This is a genomic window from Paramagnetospirillum magnetotacticum MS-1 (assembly GCF_000829825.1).
GTDB lineage: Bacteria > Pseudomonadota > Alphaproteobacteria > Rhodospirillales > Magnetospirillaceae > Phaeospirillum > Phaeospirillum magnetotacticum.
The window spans coordinates 877,447-894,237 of record NZ_JXSL01000030.1 but is presented as its reverse complement, the minus strand read 5'-3'; the positions used below and the strand labels follow the sequence as shown (position 1 = coordinate 894,237).

Genomic DNA, 16,791 nt, shown 5'->3' with positions numbered 1-16,791 from the left:
AAGGCATGCACAGACATTGCCGTTGGAGGGGGCTGGGCCATGGAAATCTCCGCATATCTGGACCGGCGCATCGCCGAACTGTCCGAACCCTTGGCTAAGGCGGGGGCGGAACGCCTGATCCGCGCCTATGCCGCCGGTATTCCTCTGGCGGACCTGGCCGAGGCCGATCCGGAACTGGTCTACGGCGCGGCGCTGGGCCTCTTGGCCTTCATGCGCGAGCGCAAGCCCGGCACCCCTTCGATCCGGGTATTCGATCCCGATCTCGATCGCCACGGCTGGGTTTCCAGCCATTCGGTGGTGGAGATCATCAACGACGACATGCCGTTTCTGGTGGATTCGGTGGCCATGGAACTGGCACGCCGTGGCATCAAGGTGCATCTGCTGGTCCATCCCGTGGTGCGGGTGGACCGCGAGGAGTCCGGAACCCTGGGCCAGATCGCGGCCAATGGGGGCGGCTCTTCGCAAGAATCGGTCATGCATGTGGAGATCGACCGACAGCCCGCCGAGATCCAGGCGCAGCTGGCCGATTCCCTTGCCCAAATCTTAGGGCAGGTGCGCCATGCGGTGGCCGACTGGCGGCGCATGCTGGAAACCCTGTGGGCGGGGGTCACCGAATTCGAAGGCGCGTCCACCAAGGTCGCGGCTGAGGAGAAGCAGGAGACCCTGGCTTTTCTCGAATGGCTGGCCGACAACCACTTCACCTTTCTGGGCTATCGCCGCTTCGACCTGTCCAAGGGGGTGGTGGCCGATCCGGCCAGCAGCCTGGGCATCTTGTCCGACGCCCAGGCCCATGTGTTCGACGACACCGTGACCCTGGCCGACATGCCCGCCGAGTTGCGCGCCTTCGTGAGCCGCCCCGATCCCCTGATGGTCACCAAATCGGCCCGTCATTCGGTGATCCATCGCCCGGTGCGCATGGATATCATCGGGTTGAAGCAATTCGACGCCAAGGGACGGGTGGTGGGGCTGCACGCCTTTCTCGGCCTGTTCACCTCGTCGGCTTATAACGACCGCCCGGCCCAGATCCCCCTGCTGCGCCGCAAGATCGCCCAGGTGGAGGCGCGCGCCGGTTTCAACAAGTCGGGCCACGACGCCAAGGCCTTGGTCAATATCTTGGAGACCTATCCCAGGGACGAGCTATTCCAGGTCTCCGAGGATGCCTTGTTCGAGACCAGTATCGGCATCCTGCATCTCCAGGACCGCCAGCGGGTGGCGGTTTTTCTCAGAAATGACGAGTTCGAGCGCTTCGTCTCCTGTCTGGTCTTCGTGCCGCGCGACCGCTACGACACGCCGCTGCGCTTGAGCATCACCATTATGCTGGAAGAAGCCCTGGGCGGAACCCTGGACGCCTTCTACACCCAGGTGGCGGATCTGCCGCTGGCCCGGCTGCATTTCATCATCCGCACCACGCCTGGCCATTTGCCCAAGGTGGATGCCCCCGCGCTGGAAGCGCGCATCGCCGATGTGGCGCGGACCTGGTACGAGCATTTGCAAGATGCCCTGATCCAGACCCATGGCGAGGCGGCGGGGCTGGCCCTGGCGCGGCGCTGGGGCAAGGGCTTTCCCGTCTCCTACCGCGAGGGCCACAGCGCCCTGGCGGCGGTGGCCGATGTGGGGCGCATCCAGACGGCGTCGGGCGGCGATATCGTGCTCAACCTTTACCGGCCGGTGGAGGCCGAGCCCCATCAGGGCCGCCTGAAGCTTTACCGTTCGGGCCATCCGGTGCCGCTGTCGGGCATCCTGCCCATGTTGGAGGCCATGGGACTGGTGGTCATCGCCGAGGTCCCCTACGAGATCACGCCTGAATCCGGTGATGGAACGGTGTGGATTCACGATTTCGAGGTGGAAAGCGCCGATGGCTCCGCCCTGGATGTGGCGGAGCGGCGCGAGTTGTTCCACGACGCCCTGGCGGCGGTATGGCGGGGCGATTCGGAAAGCGACGGCTTCAACCGGCTGGTCCTGTCGGCGGGATTGTCCTGGCGCGAGATCATGGTGCTTCGCGCCTATACCAAATATCTTCGCCAGACCGGCATCACCTATTCCCAGGCCTATATCGAGCAGGCCCTGGGCGGCAATGCCCAGATGGCGGCCTGTCTGGTACGCCTGTTTCTGGCCAGTTTCGACCCTGACGCAACCTTCAGCGAGGCCAATACCGCCGAGGCGGGGTTGCTGGCGGGACTGGACAAGGTGGTCAGCGCCGATGACGACCGTATCTTGCGCCGTTTCCTCAATCTGGTCCGTTCCACTTTGCGAACGAATTATTTTCAGACCGATGCGGCGGGTAAGCCCAAGGCCTATCTATCCTTCAAGCTGGATTCCAAACAGGTGGATGACCTGCCTGCGCCTCGGCCCATGGTCGAGGTCTTCGTCTACAGCCCGCGGGTGGAGGCCATCCATTTGCGCGGCGGCAAGGTGGCGCGTGGCGGCATCCGCTGGTCCGACCGGCGCGAGGATTTCCGCACCGAGATCCTGGGTCTGATGAAGGCCCAGATGGTGAAGAACGCGGTGATCGTGCCAGTGGGCGCCAAGGGCGGCTTTGTGGTGAAACGGCCGCCCACCACCGGCGGGCGCGAGGCTTATCTGGCCGAAGGCATCGAGTGCTACAAGATTCTGATGCGCGGCTTGTTGGATCTTACCGACAATCTCACCCCTGAAGGGGTCAAGCCGCCTCGCGCCGTGCTGCGTCGGGACGGCGACGACGCCTATCTGGTGGTAGCCGCCGACAAGGGCACCGCCACCTTCTCCGACATCGCCAATTCGGTCTCGCTGGATTACGGCCACTGGCTGGGCGATGCCTTTGCCTCGGGCGGGTCCCAGGGTTACGACCACAAGAAGATGGGCATCACCGCCAAGGGCGCCTGGGTGGCGGTGGAGCGTCATTTCCGCGAAATGGGCATCGATACCCGCACCGAGGCATTCACGGTGATCGGGGTGGGCGACATGTCGGGCGACGTGTTCGGCAACGGCCTGCTGCGCTCGCCCCATGCCAGGCTGGTGGCCGCCTTCAACCACGCCCACATCTTCCTCGATCCCGATCCCGACCCGGCTAAGACATTCGCCGAGCGCGAAAGGCTGTTTAATGCGGTCAAGGCCTGGCCCGATTACGACACCTCCACCATCTCCAAGGGCGGCGGCATTTGGCCGCGCACCGCCAAGACCATTCCCATCAGCCCGCAAGCCAAGGCCCGTTTCGGTATCGAAGCGGATACCTTGACGCCCACCGAACTGATCCGCACCCTTTTGAAGGCGCAGGTGGATCTGCTGTTCCTGGGCGGTATCGGTACTTATGTGAAGGCATCGACCGAAAGCAACGCCGATGCCGGTGACCGCGCCAACGATTCCTTGCGCATCAACGGCTCGGAGATTGGGGCCAAGGTGGTGGGCGAGGGCGCCAATCTGGGCTTTACCCAACTGGGCCGCATCGAATACGCCCTCAGTGGGGCGGGGGGCGCAGGCGGGCGTATCGACACCGACGCCATCGACAATTCCGCCGGGGTGGATTGCTCGGATCACGAGGTCAATATCAAGATCCTGGTCAACGATCTGGTGGCGGCGGGCGATCTTACGCCCAAGCAACGCGACAAACTTTTGGCCGAGATGACCGAGGAAGTGGGCGCCCTGGTCTTACGAGACAATTACCTCCAGACCCAGGCCATCTCCATGCTTCAGGCCCAGGGCGCCGATCTTCTGGACGCCGAGGCGCGCTTCATGCGCCTGTTGGAAAAGAGCGGCCGCCTGGACCGGGCCATCGAATTCCTGCCCACCGACGAGACCCTGACCGAACGCGCCGCCAGGAAGCAGGGCTTCACCCGGCCTGAACTGGCGGTGCTGCTGGCCTATGGCAAGATCTGGCTCTATGACCACATCCTGGCCTCGGAACTGCCCGATGACCCCTTCATGGCCATCGACCTCACCAACTATTTTCCCACCCAATTGCGAGACCGTTTCGGAAGTGAAATACAACGTCACCGGCTGCGGCGAGAGATCATCGCCACGGTGGTGACCAATTCCATCGTCAATAGGGTGGGCGGAGCCTTCGTCTCGGAACTGATGGAGACCACAGGCCATCCCCCGGCCCAGGTGGCCAGGGCCTATATCGTGGCGCGCGATGCTTTTCGTATGCGCGAAGTTTGGCGAGCCATCGAGGAACTGGATGGCAAGGTCTCGGCCACGGCCCAGACCGCCATGCAGAACGAGGCCAACCGGCTGGTGGAACGCGCTACCTTGTGGGTGTTGCGCTCCATGCCCTCGCCCTTCGCCCTGGGGGCGGGAATCGCCGAATTGTCGCCGGGGGTGCGTGCCCTGGAAGGTGCGGTGCCCGGCATTCTGCCGCCCGATGCGGCGGCGGCCGTGCTGGCGCGCATCGAGCATTTCGTCGGCCAGGGCGTGCCCCACGATCTGGCCCAGCGGGTGGGCAATCTGATCGTTTTAGCCTCGGCCGCCGATATCTTGCGCATCGCCACCCGCCAGGACATGTCCATCGAGGCAGCCGGGCGGCTGTATTTCGCCGTGGGGGCCCGCTTCTCGCTGGGCTGGCTGCGGGCTTCGGCGGAAAAGCTGTCGGGGCGCGGCCATTGGCTGAAGCTCGCGGCGGCGGCGGCCATCGAGGATCTCTACGGCCATCAGCGCGACATCACCAGCGTGGTGGCGGCGTCCTATCCCGGCCTGGATTCCGATGCGGCGGTGCAATCCTGGCTGGAGGCCAACCGGGCGGCGGTGGAGCGTGCCGAGACCCTGCTGGCCGAGTTGAAGGCGGCGTCCCATATCGACCTGTCCATGATCATGGTTGCCAACCGGCAATTGCGCACGCTCACCGAGTCGGGTGTTGCGGCGGCGGGCGGGAACGGATAAGGAGGTTCATTCCACCGTGAGGACCGCGCCATGAAATACGCCGCCTTTCTCGATCATCAGATCGCGGAACATGCCGAGACCCTGGCCGTGACCGGAGCGGCGGTGCGCGAGCCATTCCAACGTCTGGTCCAGGCCTGTGTCGAGTCCCTGGCGGCGGGCGGCAAGATCTTGTTCTTCGGCAATGGCGGGTCCGCCGCCGACGCCCAGCATCTGGCCGCCGAACTGGTGATTCGCTACCGCTATAACCGCAAGGCCCTGGCGGCCCTGGCTCTCACCACCGACACCTCGACGCTGACCGCCTGCGCCAACGACTTCTCCTATGAAGAGATTTTCTCGCGCCAGATCGAGGCCCTGGGCCGACCGGGGGATGTCGCCATCGGCATCACCACCTCGGGCAATAGCCCGAATGTGTTGACCGCCCTGGCCGTGGCCCGCGACATGGGTCTGGTGGCGGCGGGCTTCTCGGGCCGCGATGGCGGCAAGATGGTGGGGCTGGCCGATCCGCTACTGATCGTGCCGTCCAATGTCACCGCCCGAGTCCAGGAGATGCACATCCTGATCGGCCATGCGCTTTGCGATCAGGTGGAAGCCGTGGCGGCGCCCCGGTCTGAGTGATTTGCCCCGACGGCATTGGCTATGGTAGAAGTCCGGCAACTTTTATCGAGCGGATCAGAATTCCGGTATGAGCAAGTCACAGGGAGCCATCGACGGCGGGTCACATGCCCGCAAGGTCGAGATGGGGTCGGACCGGTCCTTCGGTTTGGTCTTCGCGGCGGTCTTCGCCATCGTCGCACTTCTGCCGCTGAAGGATGGCGGCGAGCCCCGGCTGTGGGCGGGGGTGGTCGCCGCATTGTTTCTGCTGGTGGCCTTTGTCTATCCCAAGGCTTTGAAGCCGCTCAACAAGCTGTGGTTCCTGGTCGGCATGGCGCTGCACCATGTGGTGACGCCGCTGGTCATGGGGCTGCTGTTCTTTCTGACCGTGACGCCAATTGCGCTGATCATGCGCGCTCTGGGCAAGGATCCGCTGGGCCTGAAGCGCGACGATGCCTGCGCCAGCTATTGGATCGTCCGCACACCGCCGGGCCCCGCGCCCGAAAGCATGCGGCGCCAGTTCTAGGAGATCGAGTTTTGAGCTTTCTGATCGAACTTTGGCAATTCCTGCGCGAGCGCAAGAAGTTCTGGCTGCTGCCCATCCTGATCATGATGGTGGTGTTCGGCGGCCTGATCGTGCTGTCTCAGGGGTCCGCTGTGGCGCCCTTCATCTACACTCTGTTCTAAAGGCTCAGCCCTTGCGCATCCTCGGCCTTTCCGCCCTGTACCACGACAGCGCCGCCGCCCTGGTCGAGGACGGCCGCATCGTCGCGGCGGCCCAAGAAGAGCGCTTCACCCGCAAGAAGCACGACGCCGCGTTTCCCGAAAACGCCATCGCCTATTGTTTGGCGCAAGCGGGAATCGGTCTGAATGACGTGGACTTCGTGGTGTTCTACGACAAGCCGTTCCTCAAATTCGAGCGGCTGCTGGAAACCTATGTGTCCTTCGCGCCCAAGGGTTTCTCGTCGTTTAAGACAGCCATTCCGGTCTGGCTGAAGGAAAAGCTGTTCCAGAAGGACCTGCTGGCCCGCGAGTTCAAGCGCTTCACGCCTGATTTCGACTGGATGAACAAGCTGCTGTTCGCCGAGCACCATCTCAGCCACGCGGCCAGCGCCTTCTTTCCGTCTCCCTTCGAGGATGCGGCGGTGCTGACCATGGACGGCGTGGGCGAGTGGACCACCACGTCGCTGGCCATGGGCTCGGGCAACCGGCTTGAAATCCACAAGGAATTGCACTTCCCCCATTCCCTGGGGCTGCTCTATTCCGCCTTCACCTACTATACCGGCTTCAAGGTCAATTCCGGCGAGTACAAGCTGATGGGCCTGGCGCCCTATGGCGAGCCGAAATACACCAAGCTGATTCTCGACAATCTGGTGGATCTGAAGGAAGACGGCTCCTTCCGCCTGGACCAGTCCTATTTCGACTACTGCACCGGGCTCACCATGACCAACGACCGCTTCGCGGCGTTGTTCGGTCAGCCCGTGCGAAGGGCGGACAAGGACCAGCTGACCCAGTTCCACATGGATATCGCGGCGTCCATTCAGGACGTCACCGAGATTATCGTTTCCAAGCTGTGCCACGGCATCAAGAAGGAGACGGGGGCGAAGAATCTCTGTCTGGCGGGTGGCGTGGCGCTCAACTGCGTGTCCAACGGCAAGATTTTGCGCGAAGGCATCTTCGACAATATCTGGATCCAGCCTGCGGCTGGCGATGCCGGTGGCGCCCTGGGCGCCGCCCTGGCGGGCTATCACATCCATAAGGGCCAGCCGCGGCATGTGACCCCGGGCAAGGATGCCATGAAGGGCTCCTATCTGGGACCAGTGTTCGAGCAGGCCGATATCGAGTCCCGCTTGGCCGCGGCCGGTGCCAAGTTCGAGGTGATGGGCCCAGAGGCCATGATCGAGGCCACCGCTCAGGCCCTGGCCGAGGAGAAGGCGGTGGGCTGGATGCAGGGCCGCATGGAATTCGGGCCGCGCGCTCTGGGCGGCCGTTCCATCCTGGGCGATCCCCGTTCGCCCTCCATGCAAAAGACGCTCAACCTCAAGGTCAAGTACCGGGAAAGCTTCCGCCCCTTCGCGCCCAGCGTGTTGCGCGAAGACGTGGCCGAGTGGTTCGATCTGGACGGCGATTCGCCCTATATGCTTTTGGTGGCTCCGGTCTCGGAATCGCGGCGCCGCGCCATGACCGCCGATGAGGAAAAGCTGTTTGGCATCGAGAAGCTGAACGTGCCGCGCTCAAGCATTCCGGCGGTGACCCATGTGGATTACTCGGCGCGCGTCCAGACCATCCATGCCGACACCAATCCGCGCTATCACGCCCTGATCTCGGCGTTCAAGGCGCGGACGGGCTGTGGCGTGGTGGTCAATACCAGCTTCAATGTGCGTGGCGAGCCCATCGTCTGCACCCCGGAAGACGCCTTCCGCTGCTTCATGGGCAGCGAGATCGAGGTCCTGGTGGTGGGCAACTGCTTCTTGCGCAAAGAGGAGCAGGACCCCGCGCTGAAACTGGATTATAAGAACGCCTTCGAACTGGATTAGCCGTGGGCGGGGGGTCCGCTGCGGTCCGGTGATCTGATCGGGCTTTGATCCTTCATGCTGACATCCCTTGTCCGCAAGGCACGTCAATTGGCCGCCGATCCGGTGCTGCGCCGCTGGATCGTGCTTCGCGCGCTTCGCCTGACCCCCGGCGAGCCGCCCTATGACGCCCATCGCCCGCCTTATCTGGGGGGCGGATGGTCAAGCCTTCCCGCAGAAACGCCCCGTGCAACATTTGCCGCAGCCCCGCCCGGTGCGCCCTCCGGGCCGCTAAGGCTCCGTCTGGCGGGGCAAACCGTCACCCTCGAGCCGGGCGGCGAGGCGGAGCTGATCGTCCGAAACTTTGGCGATATCGAGACCCAGCTCAGCCTGCACCGCTTCGCCTGGGTGCCGCTGATGGGGAAGAATGACGATCCCCGCTGGGTGGATGCGGTGTGGTCGGCCTGGATGGAGCGCTTCGGCACGCCCGATTCATCCTGGGCCTGGCATCCCTATACGGCCGCCGAGCGGGCCATCAATCTTCTGGCCTTCGCGCGGCGCCATGGCCTGCCGAAAGCCGCCGCGGAATGCCTGGCAGCCCATGCTCCAGCCATTGCCGCCAGTCTGGAATATTTCGGCGATCACCACAGCTCCAACCACTTGGCCAATAACGGCCGGGGGCTGTATCTGCTGGGTCTGGCCTTAGGCTTGCCCCAGGCCACCGAAACGGGCGCTCGCATTCTGGTGGAGGAGGGGCGGCGCATCTTCCGGCCTTGCGGAGTACTGCGCGAAGGCTCGACCCATTACCATCTGCTGTTGACCCGCTCCTGGGCGGAAGTCTGGCTGGCGGCCCATGCCGCTGGGCGGCCCGAGGCGGAAGAGTTCGGGCGGGTGCTCGATTGCGCCCTAAGCGTGCTGCCCCATTTCGCCTTGGCCGGGCGCTTTCCCCTGATGGGCGACGTGTCGCCTGATTGTCCGCCGTCGGATCTGTTCGGCCTGCTGCCGGGGGCAAGCCGTGAAACGGGGTGGATGGGGCGTCTGGAGGCCTCGGACCGCGATCTGTTGCTGGCTCGGCTGGGTGGGGCGGTTGACGGGGAGGTCCTGGCCGCCGACGGCTGGCGTCGGTTCGACCTGGGAGACTGGAGTGGGCTGTGGCATGCCGATCCCGATGGATTCAGCCATATGCCCGGTCACGGGCACCAAGATTGCGGCTCGTTCGAGCTGCATTACCGCTCCCGGCCTCTGTTCATCGATCCGGGGCGGGGCTCCTATGCCATCGCTGGGGAGGCGGAGGAGTATGTTTCCGCCCGCGCCCATAACGGTCTGACGGTTGACGGGGCCGACCCTTACGCCGCCAACAAGCCCTATTTCGCCCCCGCCTTCCGCCGCCGCATGGCGGGGCCGCCGCCCCGGCTGGAGCGGCGTGACGACGGGCTTATACTGGAAAGCCACGGCTTTGTCCGCCTGGGCGGCGTAGGAATCTGGCGGCGGAGCTGGAGCTTTACCGGGCCGCGATTGATCCTGGGCGATGAAATTGCCGGGCGGGGCCGCCACCGGGTCGTGCGCCGTCTGCAAACCACCATGGAAGTTGAGCGGAACGGGGAGGGCCTGATCCTGCGTGGCGCTGACGGTTCACGAGTTTTGGTGACGGCGCCCGGTGCCCAGGTGAGCGTGGTTCCGGCCTTGTCCTGGCAGGCCTATGGCGAGGGCGAGCCCGCGTCACGCATCGAGATCAGTGTCGAGACGGCTTTGCCCTGGCGGGGCGAGATCACGGTGGAGGGGCTCTGAGATGACCGGTTTCGCCGATGTCTCGGTGGTAATGCCCGCCTTCAACAACGCAGACACGGTGGGCCGTGCCCTGGCCTCCATCGCCGCTCAGACTCTGCGGCCCATGGAAGTCATCGTGGTCGATGACGGTTCCACCGATGAAACGGCCCAGGCAGTACGGGCCATGGCGGGAAGGATGAACGGCATCCGTCTGCGCCTGTTCCGCCAGCCCAACCAGGGGGCGGGCGCGGCGCGCAACAGGGCGGTGGCGGCGGCGCAAAGCACCTGGCTGGCCTTTCTCGATGCCGATGACGAGTGGCTGAGTCCCAAGATCGAGCGGTCCATGGCGGTGCTGGCGGCGGGCGATCTGGTCATGTGTTCCCACAACCTGTTCAATGTGGGGCCCGAGAGCGAGGTCTTGAACGACAGCCGGGCGCGCTGGCTGCGCAACCCCGCCGATCCTTACCGGTCCTTGTTCCTGCGCGGTTTCATTTCGTCCTCCACCGTGGTGGTGCGCCGTGACGCGGTCCTGGCGGTGGGCGGTTTCGACGTAGATCTGCGCTCGGCTCAGGATTACGAATTGTGGCTGGCGGTGCTGGCCCAGGCGGGGGGGCGGTTCGAGACCTTCGCCGATCCGCTGCTGCGCTATACCCTGGCGCCCGAGGGCATCACCAGCCGTATTGGCCGCAAAGTGGCCTGTTCACTGGCTATCCTGCGTCGCCATATGGGAATCCTGCGCCATTTGCCCGGCCCTGTCCTGGGGCTGGTGGTGCTGCGCACCATCATCATCCATTATGAGGCGGTGATGGGACACAAGGCGCGCGGAGAGTGGAGCGCGGCGCTGGGCCAGGGGGTATTGCTGCCGCTGCGGCTGGCCGAGATGTTGGTTCGTCTGCCGTTCAGCACCGGCAAGCGGCCCGATTTCATTGCTCGGCTGGGTCCGGCGGCCGAGGAGAGTTTGTGATGGGAGATGGAATCAGGTCCAACGGCAAGATCCGGGTGATCATCAACGCCTTGCACGCCAAGAGCGGAGGCGGCGTCACGTATTTGCGCAACATCCTGGCGCCACTGGTGAAGGCCGAGGATCTGGAGTTTCATCTCTTCTTGCATGTGGACCAGTACGAGCTGTTCGGCGAGCCGCCCGAGGGTATCCGGCTCCATTTGCTGGATTTCAGGGCCACCTTCTTGCGTCTGCTGGCCTGGGAGCAGATCGCGCTGCCCGTCCTGGCCCATGAGATGGGTGCCGATGTCACCTTTTCGCCCGCCAATTACGGTCCGCTGCTGGCACCCAATCCGGTGATCGTGCTGCGCAATTCCCTGGCGGTGGTCCAGCGCGAGCGGCGCATGGCCAAGCGTCTGTATTGGGTCGGGCTGGCCCTGGCCACCATGGTGTCGCTGTTGGGCTGCCGTCGGGCGGTGGCGGTGTCGGATTATGCCCGTAAGGCGCTCGGCTTCGGCCTACCCGGTTGGTTTGGCCGCAAGATTGAAGTGATTCACCACGGTGTGGACGTCCGCTTCACCCCCGACCCGTCCGTGCGCCGGGTGCCGGGCAAGCTTCTGGCGGTATCCGACGTCTATGTGCAGAAGAACCTCCACACCCTGATCGCCGCCCTTCCGGCCATTCGCGCCGTCTATCCCGAGGTGCGTCTGGTGGTGGCGGGGCGGCTGGTGGATGCGGAGTATCATGGCGAACTGATGGAGGTTATCCGCCGTCATGGCCTGGAAGACGCGGTAGAATTCCTGGGTGGGGTGTCGCCGTCCCGGCTAGTGGAATTGTATCGCTGCTGCTCGTTGTTCGTCTTTCCGTCCACGGTGGAAACCTTCGGCAATCCGCTGGTGGAAGCCATGGCCTGCGGCGCGCCGGTGCTCTGCTCCAATATCGCGGCCATGCCCGAAGTGGCGGGAGATGGCGTCCAGTATTTCGCCCCCCTGGACGTGGACGCCATGGCCCAGAGGGTGATCACCTTGCTGGGTGACGAGGCGGCGCGTGATGACCTGGGACGGCGGGGTTTGGCGCGGGCTGGGAATTTCTCGTGGGATATCACAGCGAAGCGGACCGCCGATCTCTTACGCGAGGCGGCCCGATGATACCAGCGGTCGAAACCTTCGACCGCTGGACGGTCGCAAGCGCGGCCGCGCGCCTTATGGCACGGGAGCCAAGGGCGCTCGCGCCCGCCCGGCGATTGAGGGCGCCATCATGAGTCTTCCAGTCCGCCTTTTGTATCTCGTCAGTCATCCCATTCAGTACCAAGCGCCGCTGCTCGCCCGCCTGGCTGCCGAACCCGGCATCGCGCTGAGGGTGGTGTTCGGGCGGACCGACACCGAGGGCGGATATTTCGATTCCGGGTTCGGGGTGCGGTTGGCCTGGGACGTTCCGTTGCGCCAGGGTTATGACAGTGTCGCCCTGGCCGAGACCGATCTTCGGACGGAAATCCTCAAGGCCGATGTGGTCTGGTTGCACGGTTGGGGCTCGTCCATGCTGTTGCGTGCCCTGGCCCTGGCCAAGGTGGAAGGCCGCCCGGTGCTGATGCGCGGCGAGAACCAGGATCAGGCCATGCCCGATGGCAAAGGGTTACGCGGCTGGGCCAAGCGGCGCTTCCTGAATTGGGTGTTTGCGCGCACGGCGGCTTTTCTCGCCATCGGTTCGGCCAACCGCGACTATTATCTGCGGCGTGGTGTGGCGCCCGAGCAGGTGTTTCACGTTCCCTATGCCGTGGATAACGCGGCCTTCGCCGCCGGTGCTGCGGCGGCTGACCTTGCCGGGTTGCGCCGTGAGTTGGGCATTCCCGAGGATTCCCAGGTGGTGTTGTTCGCGGGCAAGTTCCAGCGGCGCAAGCGTCCCGATCTGTTGCTGGACGCCTGGGAAAGGATGGCTGCTCCCCGTCCGGTTTTGCTGATGGTGGGCGATGGCGAGATGCGGGCCGAGCTGGAGGCGCGCCGCGCCACGGGGATCGTCTTCGCTGGCTTTCGCAACCAGAGTGAATTGCCAGCGCTTTATGCCATGGCCGATGCCTTCGTCCTGCCGTCGGAATCCGAGCCCTGGGGCCTGGCGGTCAACGAGGCCATGGCCTGCGGCACCGCAATCGTGGTCAGCGATCAGGTGGGCGCCGCCCGCGATCTGGTGGATGCGGGCTGCGGCGCGGTGTTTCCTGCCGGTGACGCCCAAGCCTTGGCCCAGGCGTTGAGCCGGGTTCTGGCGCACTCCCAGGAGATGGGCCGCGCGGCGGCGTCGCGCATTGCCACCTGGGATTTCGAAGCCGATCTGGCCGGTCTGCGCGAGGCATTGGCCCATGTGCGCTGAGATCATCCTGGTGGGCCAGACCATCACCGGCAGCCGTACGCCCCAGCGGGCCCGCGCTCTATCCGAACTGGGCCACCGGGTGACCATGATCCCCATCAACCGGCCAGGCGCCACCTATGAGGACCGGCCCAGCCTGATGGATCGCCTGCGTTACCGCCTGCGCCGTCCCGCCGATCCGGTCGACGCGAATAAGGGCCTTGTGCGGGCCGCGGAGCGGGGCTGCGACGTGGTGTGGATCGAGGCCGCGCCCATGATCACGGCGTCCACCTTACGGCGGGTCAAAGCGGTTTGCGCCTCGGCCCGGCTGGTCTGGTATGCCGAGGACGACATGATGAACCCGGTGCACCGCTCGCGGCAGATCGAGGGCGCGCTGCCCCTGTTCGACCTGTGGGTCACCACCAAGAGCTTCAACGCCCGCCCCGAGGAGATGCCCTCCCTGGGGGTGGGCCGTATCCTGTTCGTGGACAATTCCTTCGATCCCCATCTCCATCGCCCCATGGATCTGTCCGAGGACGAGCGACGGGCATTTAAAGCCGATATCGCCTTTGTCGGCACCTATGAGGGGCCGCGCGCCCAAAGCCTGCTGGCCCTGGCCCAGGTTGGACTGGAGGTTCGGGTGTGGGGCAATGGCTGGCAGGGTCTGGCCGGAGCCCATGCCAATCTCAAGGTCGAGGCCCGCCCGGTCTATGACGAAGACTATGCCCGCGTTGTCTCGGCCAGCCGCATCAATCTGGGCTTTCTGCGCAAGGGTAACCGCGACCTGCAGACTTGCCGCACGGTGGAGATTCCCGCCTGCGGCGGGTTTATGCTGCACGAACGCTCGGCCGAGGCGGAGCGCCTGCTGGCCCCCGATCACCAGGCGGCGTTCTTCTCCGATGATGGGGAACTGATCGCCCAGTGCCGTCGATGGTTGGCGGACGAATCCGCCCGCTCCGCCGCCGCCGCCGCTGGACGCCGCCGGGTTCTGGCCGATGGCCATGACCATCCGACCCGCCTGAAGACCATTCTCGGCCATCTGGCCGGGCAGGAGCCGACCCCATGAAGATTCTGGTCAACGCCATTTCGGCCCGCATGGGCGGCATCGTCACCTATACCCGCAATCTGCTGGCCAGTTTCAACGAGCGGCGGGTGAAGTCCACTTTCGCGGTCTCGGCCCGTTTTCCCGATGAGGGGCCGGGGGTGTTGCGTCTGGCCGCCTCGGATCTCAGGCCACTGCGGCGCTTCGCCTGGGAACAGACCATTTGGCGCGAGACGGTTCGGCGCATTGCGCCCGACGTCTTGTTCTCCTCGGCTAATTTCGGTCTGTTCCGCTCGCCGGTGCCCCAGGTTCTGCTGGTGCGCGAAGGCGGGCTGTTCGATCCCTTCTATCTGGCCAATTGCACACCGGAACAGGGACCGGTGGCCGGATTTCAGCGCGGCATCCGCCGCCGCCTGATCATCGGCTCGGCGCGCAGTTCTGATCTGGTGATCACGCCCACCGCCACCATGCGCGACATGCTGCTGGCCTGGGCGCCCGACCTGGAGGGCAAGGTCGAGGTCAATTCCTACGGAACATTGAGCGATGCTTTCGCGCCGCCCTGTGGGGCATCTCGGCCGTGGCGCGGTGACGGTACTCTTCGGCTGCTCTATGTGTCGGTCTATTATCCCCACAAGCAGCCCGGCTTGGTCTGCCAAGCGGTGCGCGGCCTGCTGGCCGAGGGAATCGAGACACGGGCGACCATTACCATGTCGCGGGCCGAGACCCGCGACTTTCTGGGCGGCATCCACGACCATATCCTCCTGGAACAGGCCGAAACCGACGGTTTGGTGGAGTTGGGACGGCGGCGCTATGAGGATCTGCCGGGCCTTTATCACGGCCATGACGTTTTCGTCTTTCCCTCCATCTCCGAGACCTTCGGCCATCCCATGGTGGAGGCGCTGAGCAGCGGCCTTCCGGTGGTCGCCGCCGACACCCCGGTCAATCGGGAAGTGTGCGGCGATGCGGCGCTGTATTTCGATCCCCTGCGCCCTTCGGCCTTGGTAGAGTGCATCCGGCGTCTCGACGGCGATGCGGAACTGCGGGGCAAGATGGTGCGGATGGGGCGCGAGAGGGTGGTGCAGGCCTTTACCTGGGCATCCCATGTGGATCGTCTGATCGGCATGTTCGAGCGCGTGGCGGCCGGGCGGCGCCCATGAGGCTGTGGCGGACGCTTCAGTATCTGCGGCTTTCCCAGGTGGCGTACCGCCTGTGGTACCGGGCCCGGCTGCCCTGGTTTTGCACCTCTCTTGCCTCGGCGCGCCTGGGTGACGGCAGTGGCGCCCCCATTTGGGCGCCGCCGCCGCCCAAAACCGGCGATAGCGGCAATGGCGGGCTGATCCTGAGCGGCCGTATCCGGCTGGTGGGGATTGAGGGCCCCGCCGAAGGCTGGGCGGATGCCTCGATGCCCCTGCTGTGGCGCTTTACCTTGCACTATTTCGAGTGGCTGGCCGACCTGGAGGCTTTGGGCGGCGAGGGGCGGGAACCGGCCCGTACCCTGGTGGCCCGGTGGCTGGCCCGCTTCGAGCGCTTTGATCCGGTGGCCTGGCATCCCTATCCTCTGTCGCTGCGTCTGGTGTCATGGCTGGCCCATGCCCGGTTCTTGTGCGAGGGCGCATCGCCGGATTTCGTCTCGGCCTTCCATCGCTCCTTGCACCGTCAGGCCCGCCATCTGAATCGGGTGTGGGAACGTGACGTGGGCGGCAACCATCTGATCAAGAATCTCAAGGCCGCCATCGCCTGTGCCCTGTGCCTACCTGGCCACGAAACGGGATTGGACCGCGCGCTGACGGAACTGGACCGGCAGTTGAACCGCCAGATCCTGTCCGATGGCTGCCATTACGAGCGTTCGCCCAGCTACCATTTCCAGGTTCTGTCCGACCTGGAAGAGCTTTGCGTGCTGTTCAGCGAAGCCGGGAAAGTGGTTCCGGGCTTCCTGTCGGACGCGGTGGAGCGCATGCGTCCGGCGGCGGCCTTCTTTCTGATGGCTCCCGGCAAGCTGGCCCAGTTCAACGATGGCACCGTCGATGGGCCTGAACGAGTAGAGGCGGTGGCGCCGCCCGCCCTGCCTCGTGCGGGATACTGGCGGCTGGAGGCGGGAAGCGCCCGGCTGATGGTCGATTGCGGCCCTTGTTGCCCCGACGATCTGCCCGCCCATGCCCATGCCGATACCTTGTCGTTCGAGCTTTACGACGGGGGGGTGCCGCTGATCGCCAATTGCGGCACCTATGCCTATCAGGATCTTGATTGGCGCAACCGCTTCCGGGGGACGGCCTTCCACTCCACCCTGACGGTGGATGATCAAGACAGTGCCGAGGTTTATGGCGCCTTCCGTCTGGGTCGGCGGCCCCGGCATTTCGCGGCGTCCGTGGAAAAGGGGCGGTTTCGCGGCGAGTTCGACGGCTGGACGCGCTTTGGGCTGATCCATCGCCGCTCGCTGGAATTGGGGGCTTCCGGTCTGGCCGGGCGGGACGAGGTGGCGCGCGCCGCACCCGGCCCCCGCCACGGCCTTGCCATCCGCTTTCACCTGCATCCTTCGGTGACGGCTGTTGCCGAGGGCGAGGGGGTGCGTCTTTCCTTGCCGGGAAGGGCTGTCTGGCGGTTCAAGGCCCAGGGCCTGACGGTGAGCCTGGACGATTCCGTCTATTCTCCCCGCTTTCACGAGATGTGTCCGACCCGTTGTCTTAAGGTGGAGGCCCCTTTGAGCGGGGAACGGATGACGCTGGACTGGCGCTTCGAGAGGATCACCTGAG

The 16,791-nt window shown here is 65.0% G+C and carries 12 protein-coding genes; all 12 read left to right on the top strand.

Annotated elements, in window-relative coordinates:
• Positions 1-39: 39 nt before the first annotated feature.
• The 12 genes from CCC_RS16695 (at position 40) to CCC_RS16645 (ending at position 16,790) form a co-directional block, all read left to right on the top strand.
• Positions 40-4,851, top strand: coding sequence for an NAD-glutamate dehydrogenase (locus tag CCC_RS16695; RefSeq protein ID WP_009870439.1), 4,812 nt, complete (start codon positions 40-42; stop codon positions 4,849-4,851).
• Positions 4,852-4,881: 30 nt separating this feature from the next.
• Positions 4,882-5,466 (top strand): D-sedoheptulose 7-phosphate isomerase, encoded by a 585-nt coding sequence (locus CCC_RS16690; RefSeq protein WP_009870440.1) that lies wholly within the window; start codon positions 4,882-4,884, stop codon positions 5,464-5,466.
• Between the two features lie 67 nt (positions 5,467-5,533).
• The gene (locus tag CCC_RS16685) at positions 5,534-5,968 is read left to right on the top strand and encodes an SxtJ family membrane protein (protein WP_009870441.1); all 435 of its coding nucleotides are present in this window, start codon (positions 5,534-5,536) and stop codon (positions 5,966-5,968) included.
• Positions 5,969-5,979: 11 nt separating this feature from the next.
• Entirely contained in the window at positions 5,980-6,129 is a 150-nt protein-coding gene (locus CCC_RS22575; RefSeq protein WP_008616124.1) for a DUF5989 family protein, read from the top strand.
• 11 nt (positions 6,130-6,140) lie between these two features.
• Positions 6,141-7,979, top strand: a complete 1,839-nt coding sequence (locus CCC_RS16680) for a carbamoyltransferase family protein (RefSeq protein ID WP_009870442.1) — start codon at positions 6,141-6,143, stop codon at positions 7,977-7,979.
• A gap of 54 nt (positions 7,980-8,033) precedes the next feature.
• The gene (locus CCC_RS16675) at positions 8,034-9,743 is read left to right on the top strand and encodes a heparinase II/III domain-containing protein (RefSeq protein ID WP_041042108.1); all 1,710 of its coding nucleotides are present in this window, start codon (positions 8,034-8,036) and stop codon (positions 9,741-9,743) included.
• Position 9,744: 1 nt separating this feature from the next.
• On the top strand, positions 9,745-10,686 hold the full coding sequence (locus tag CCC_RS21325) for a glycosyltransferase family 2 protein (RefSeq protein ID WP_009870444.1): 942 nt from the start codon (positions 9,745-9,747) through the stop codon (positions 10,684-10,686).
• Positions 10,686-11,810: a glycosyltransferase family 4 protein gene (locus tag CCC_RS16665; protein ID WP_009870445.1), complete on the top strand. Its 1,125-nt coding sequence runs from the start codon at positions 10,686-10,688 to the stop codon at positions 11,808-11,810. The genes CCC_RS21325 and CCC_RS16665 overlap by 1 nt, the downstream gene beginning before the upstream one ends.
• A 109-nt stretch (positions 11,811-11,919) precedes the next feature.
• On the top strand, positions 11,920-13,023 hold the full coding sequence (locus CCC_RS16660; RefSeq protein ID WP_041042106.1) for a glycosyltransferase family 4 protein: 1,104 nt from the start codon (positions 11,920-11,922) through the stop codon (positions 13,021-13,023).
• Positions 13,013-14,065 carry a CgeB family protein gene (locus CCC_RS16655; protein WP_009870447.1) on the top strand — a complete coding sequence of 351 codons (1,053 nt, stop codon included), beginning with the start codon at positions 13,013-13,015 and terminating at the stop codon, positions 14,063-14,065. Before CCC_RS16660 ends, CCC_RS16655 begins: the two co-directional genes overlap by 11 nt.
• On the top strand, positions 14,062-15,198 hold the full coding sequence (locus CCC_RS16650) for a glycosyltransferase family 4 protein (protein ID WP_009870448.1): 1,137 nt from the start codon (positions 14,062-14,064) through the stop codon (positions 15,196-15,198). Before CCC_RS16655 ends, CCC_RS16650 begins: the two co-directional genes overlap by 4 nt.
• Positions 15,195-16,790 carry a heparinase II/III family protein gene (locus CCC_RS16645; RefSeq protein WP_009870449.1) on the top strand — a complete coding sequence of 532 codons (1,596 nt, stop codon included), beginning with the start codon at positions 15,195-15,197 and terminating at the stop codon, positions 16,788-16,790. Before CCC_RS16650 ends, CCC_RS16645 begins: the two co-directional genes overlap by 4 nt.
• Position 16,791: the final 1 nt, after the last annotated feature.

Coding starts and splice junctions, on each gene's coding strand:
- CCC_RS16695 (WP_009870439.1), top strand. CDS start 40: ATGGAAATCTCCGCATATCTGGACCGGCGCATCGCCGAACTGTCCGAA.
- CCC_RS16690 (WP_009870440.1), top strand. CDS start 4,882: ATGAAATACGCCGCCTTTCTCGATCATCAGATCGCGGAACATGCCGAG.
- CCC_RS16685 (WP_009870441.1), top strand. CDS start 5,534: ATGAGCAAGTCACAGGGAGCCATCGACGGCGGGTCACATGCCCGCAAG.
- CCC_RS16675 (WP_041042108.1), top strand. CDS start 8,034: ATGCTGACATCCCTTGTCCGCAAGGCACGTCAATTGGCCGCCGATCCG.
- CCC_RS21325 (WP_009870444.1), top strand. CDS start 9,745: ATGACCGGTTTCGCCGATGTCTCGGTGGTAATGCCCGCCTTCAACAAC.
- CCC_RS16665 (WP_009870445.1), top strand. CDS start 10,686: ATGGGAGATGGAATCAGGTCCAACGGCAAGATCCGGGTGATCATCAAC.
- CCC_RS16660 (WP_041042106.1), top strand. CDS start 11,920: ATGAGTCTTCCAGTCCGCCTTTTGTATCTCGTCAGTCATCCCATTCAG.
- CCC_RS16655 (WP_009870447.1), top strand. CDS start 13,013: ATGTGCGCTGAGATCATCCTGGTGGGCCAGACCATCACCGGCAGCCGT.
- CCC_RS16650 (WP_009870448.1), top strand. CDS start 14,062: ATGAAGATTCTGGTCAACGCCATTTCGGCCCGCATGGGCGGCATCGTC.
- CCC_RS16645 (WP_009870449.1), top strand. CDS start 15,195: ATGAGGCTGTGGCGGACGCTTCAGTATCTGCGGCTTTCCCAGGTGGCG.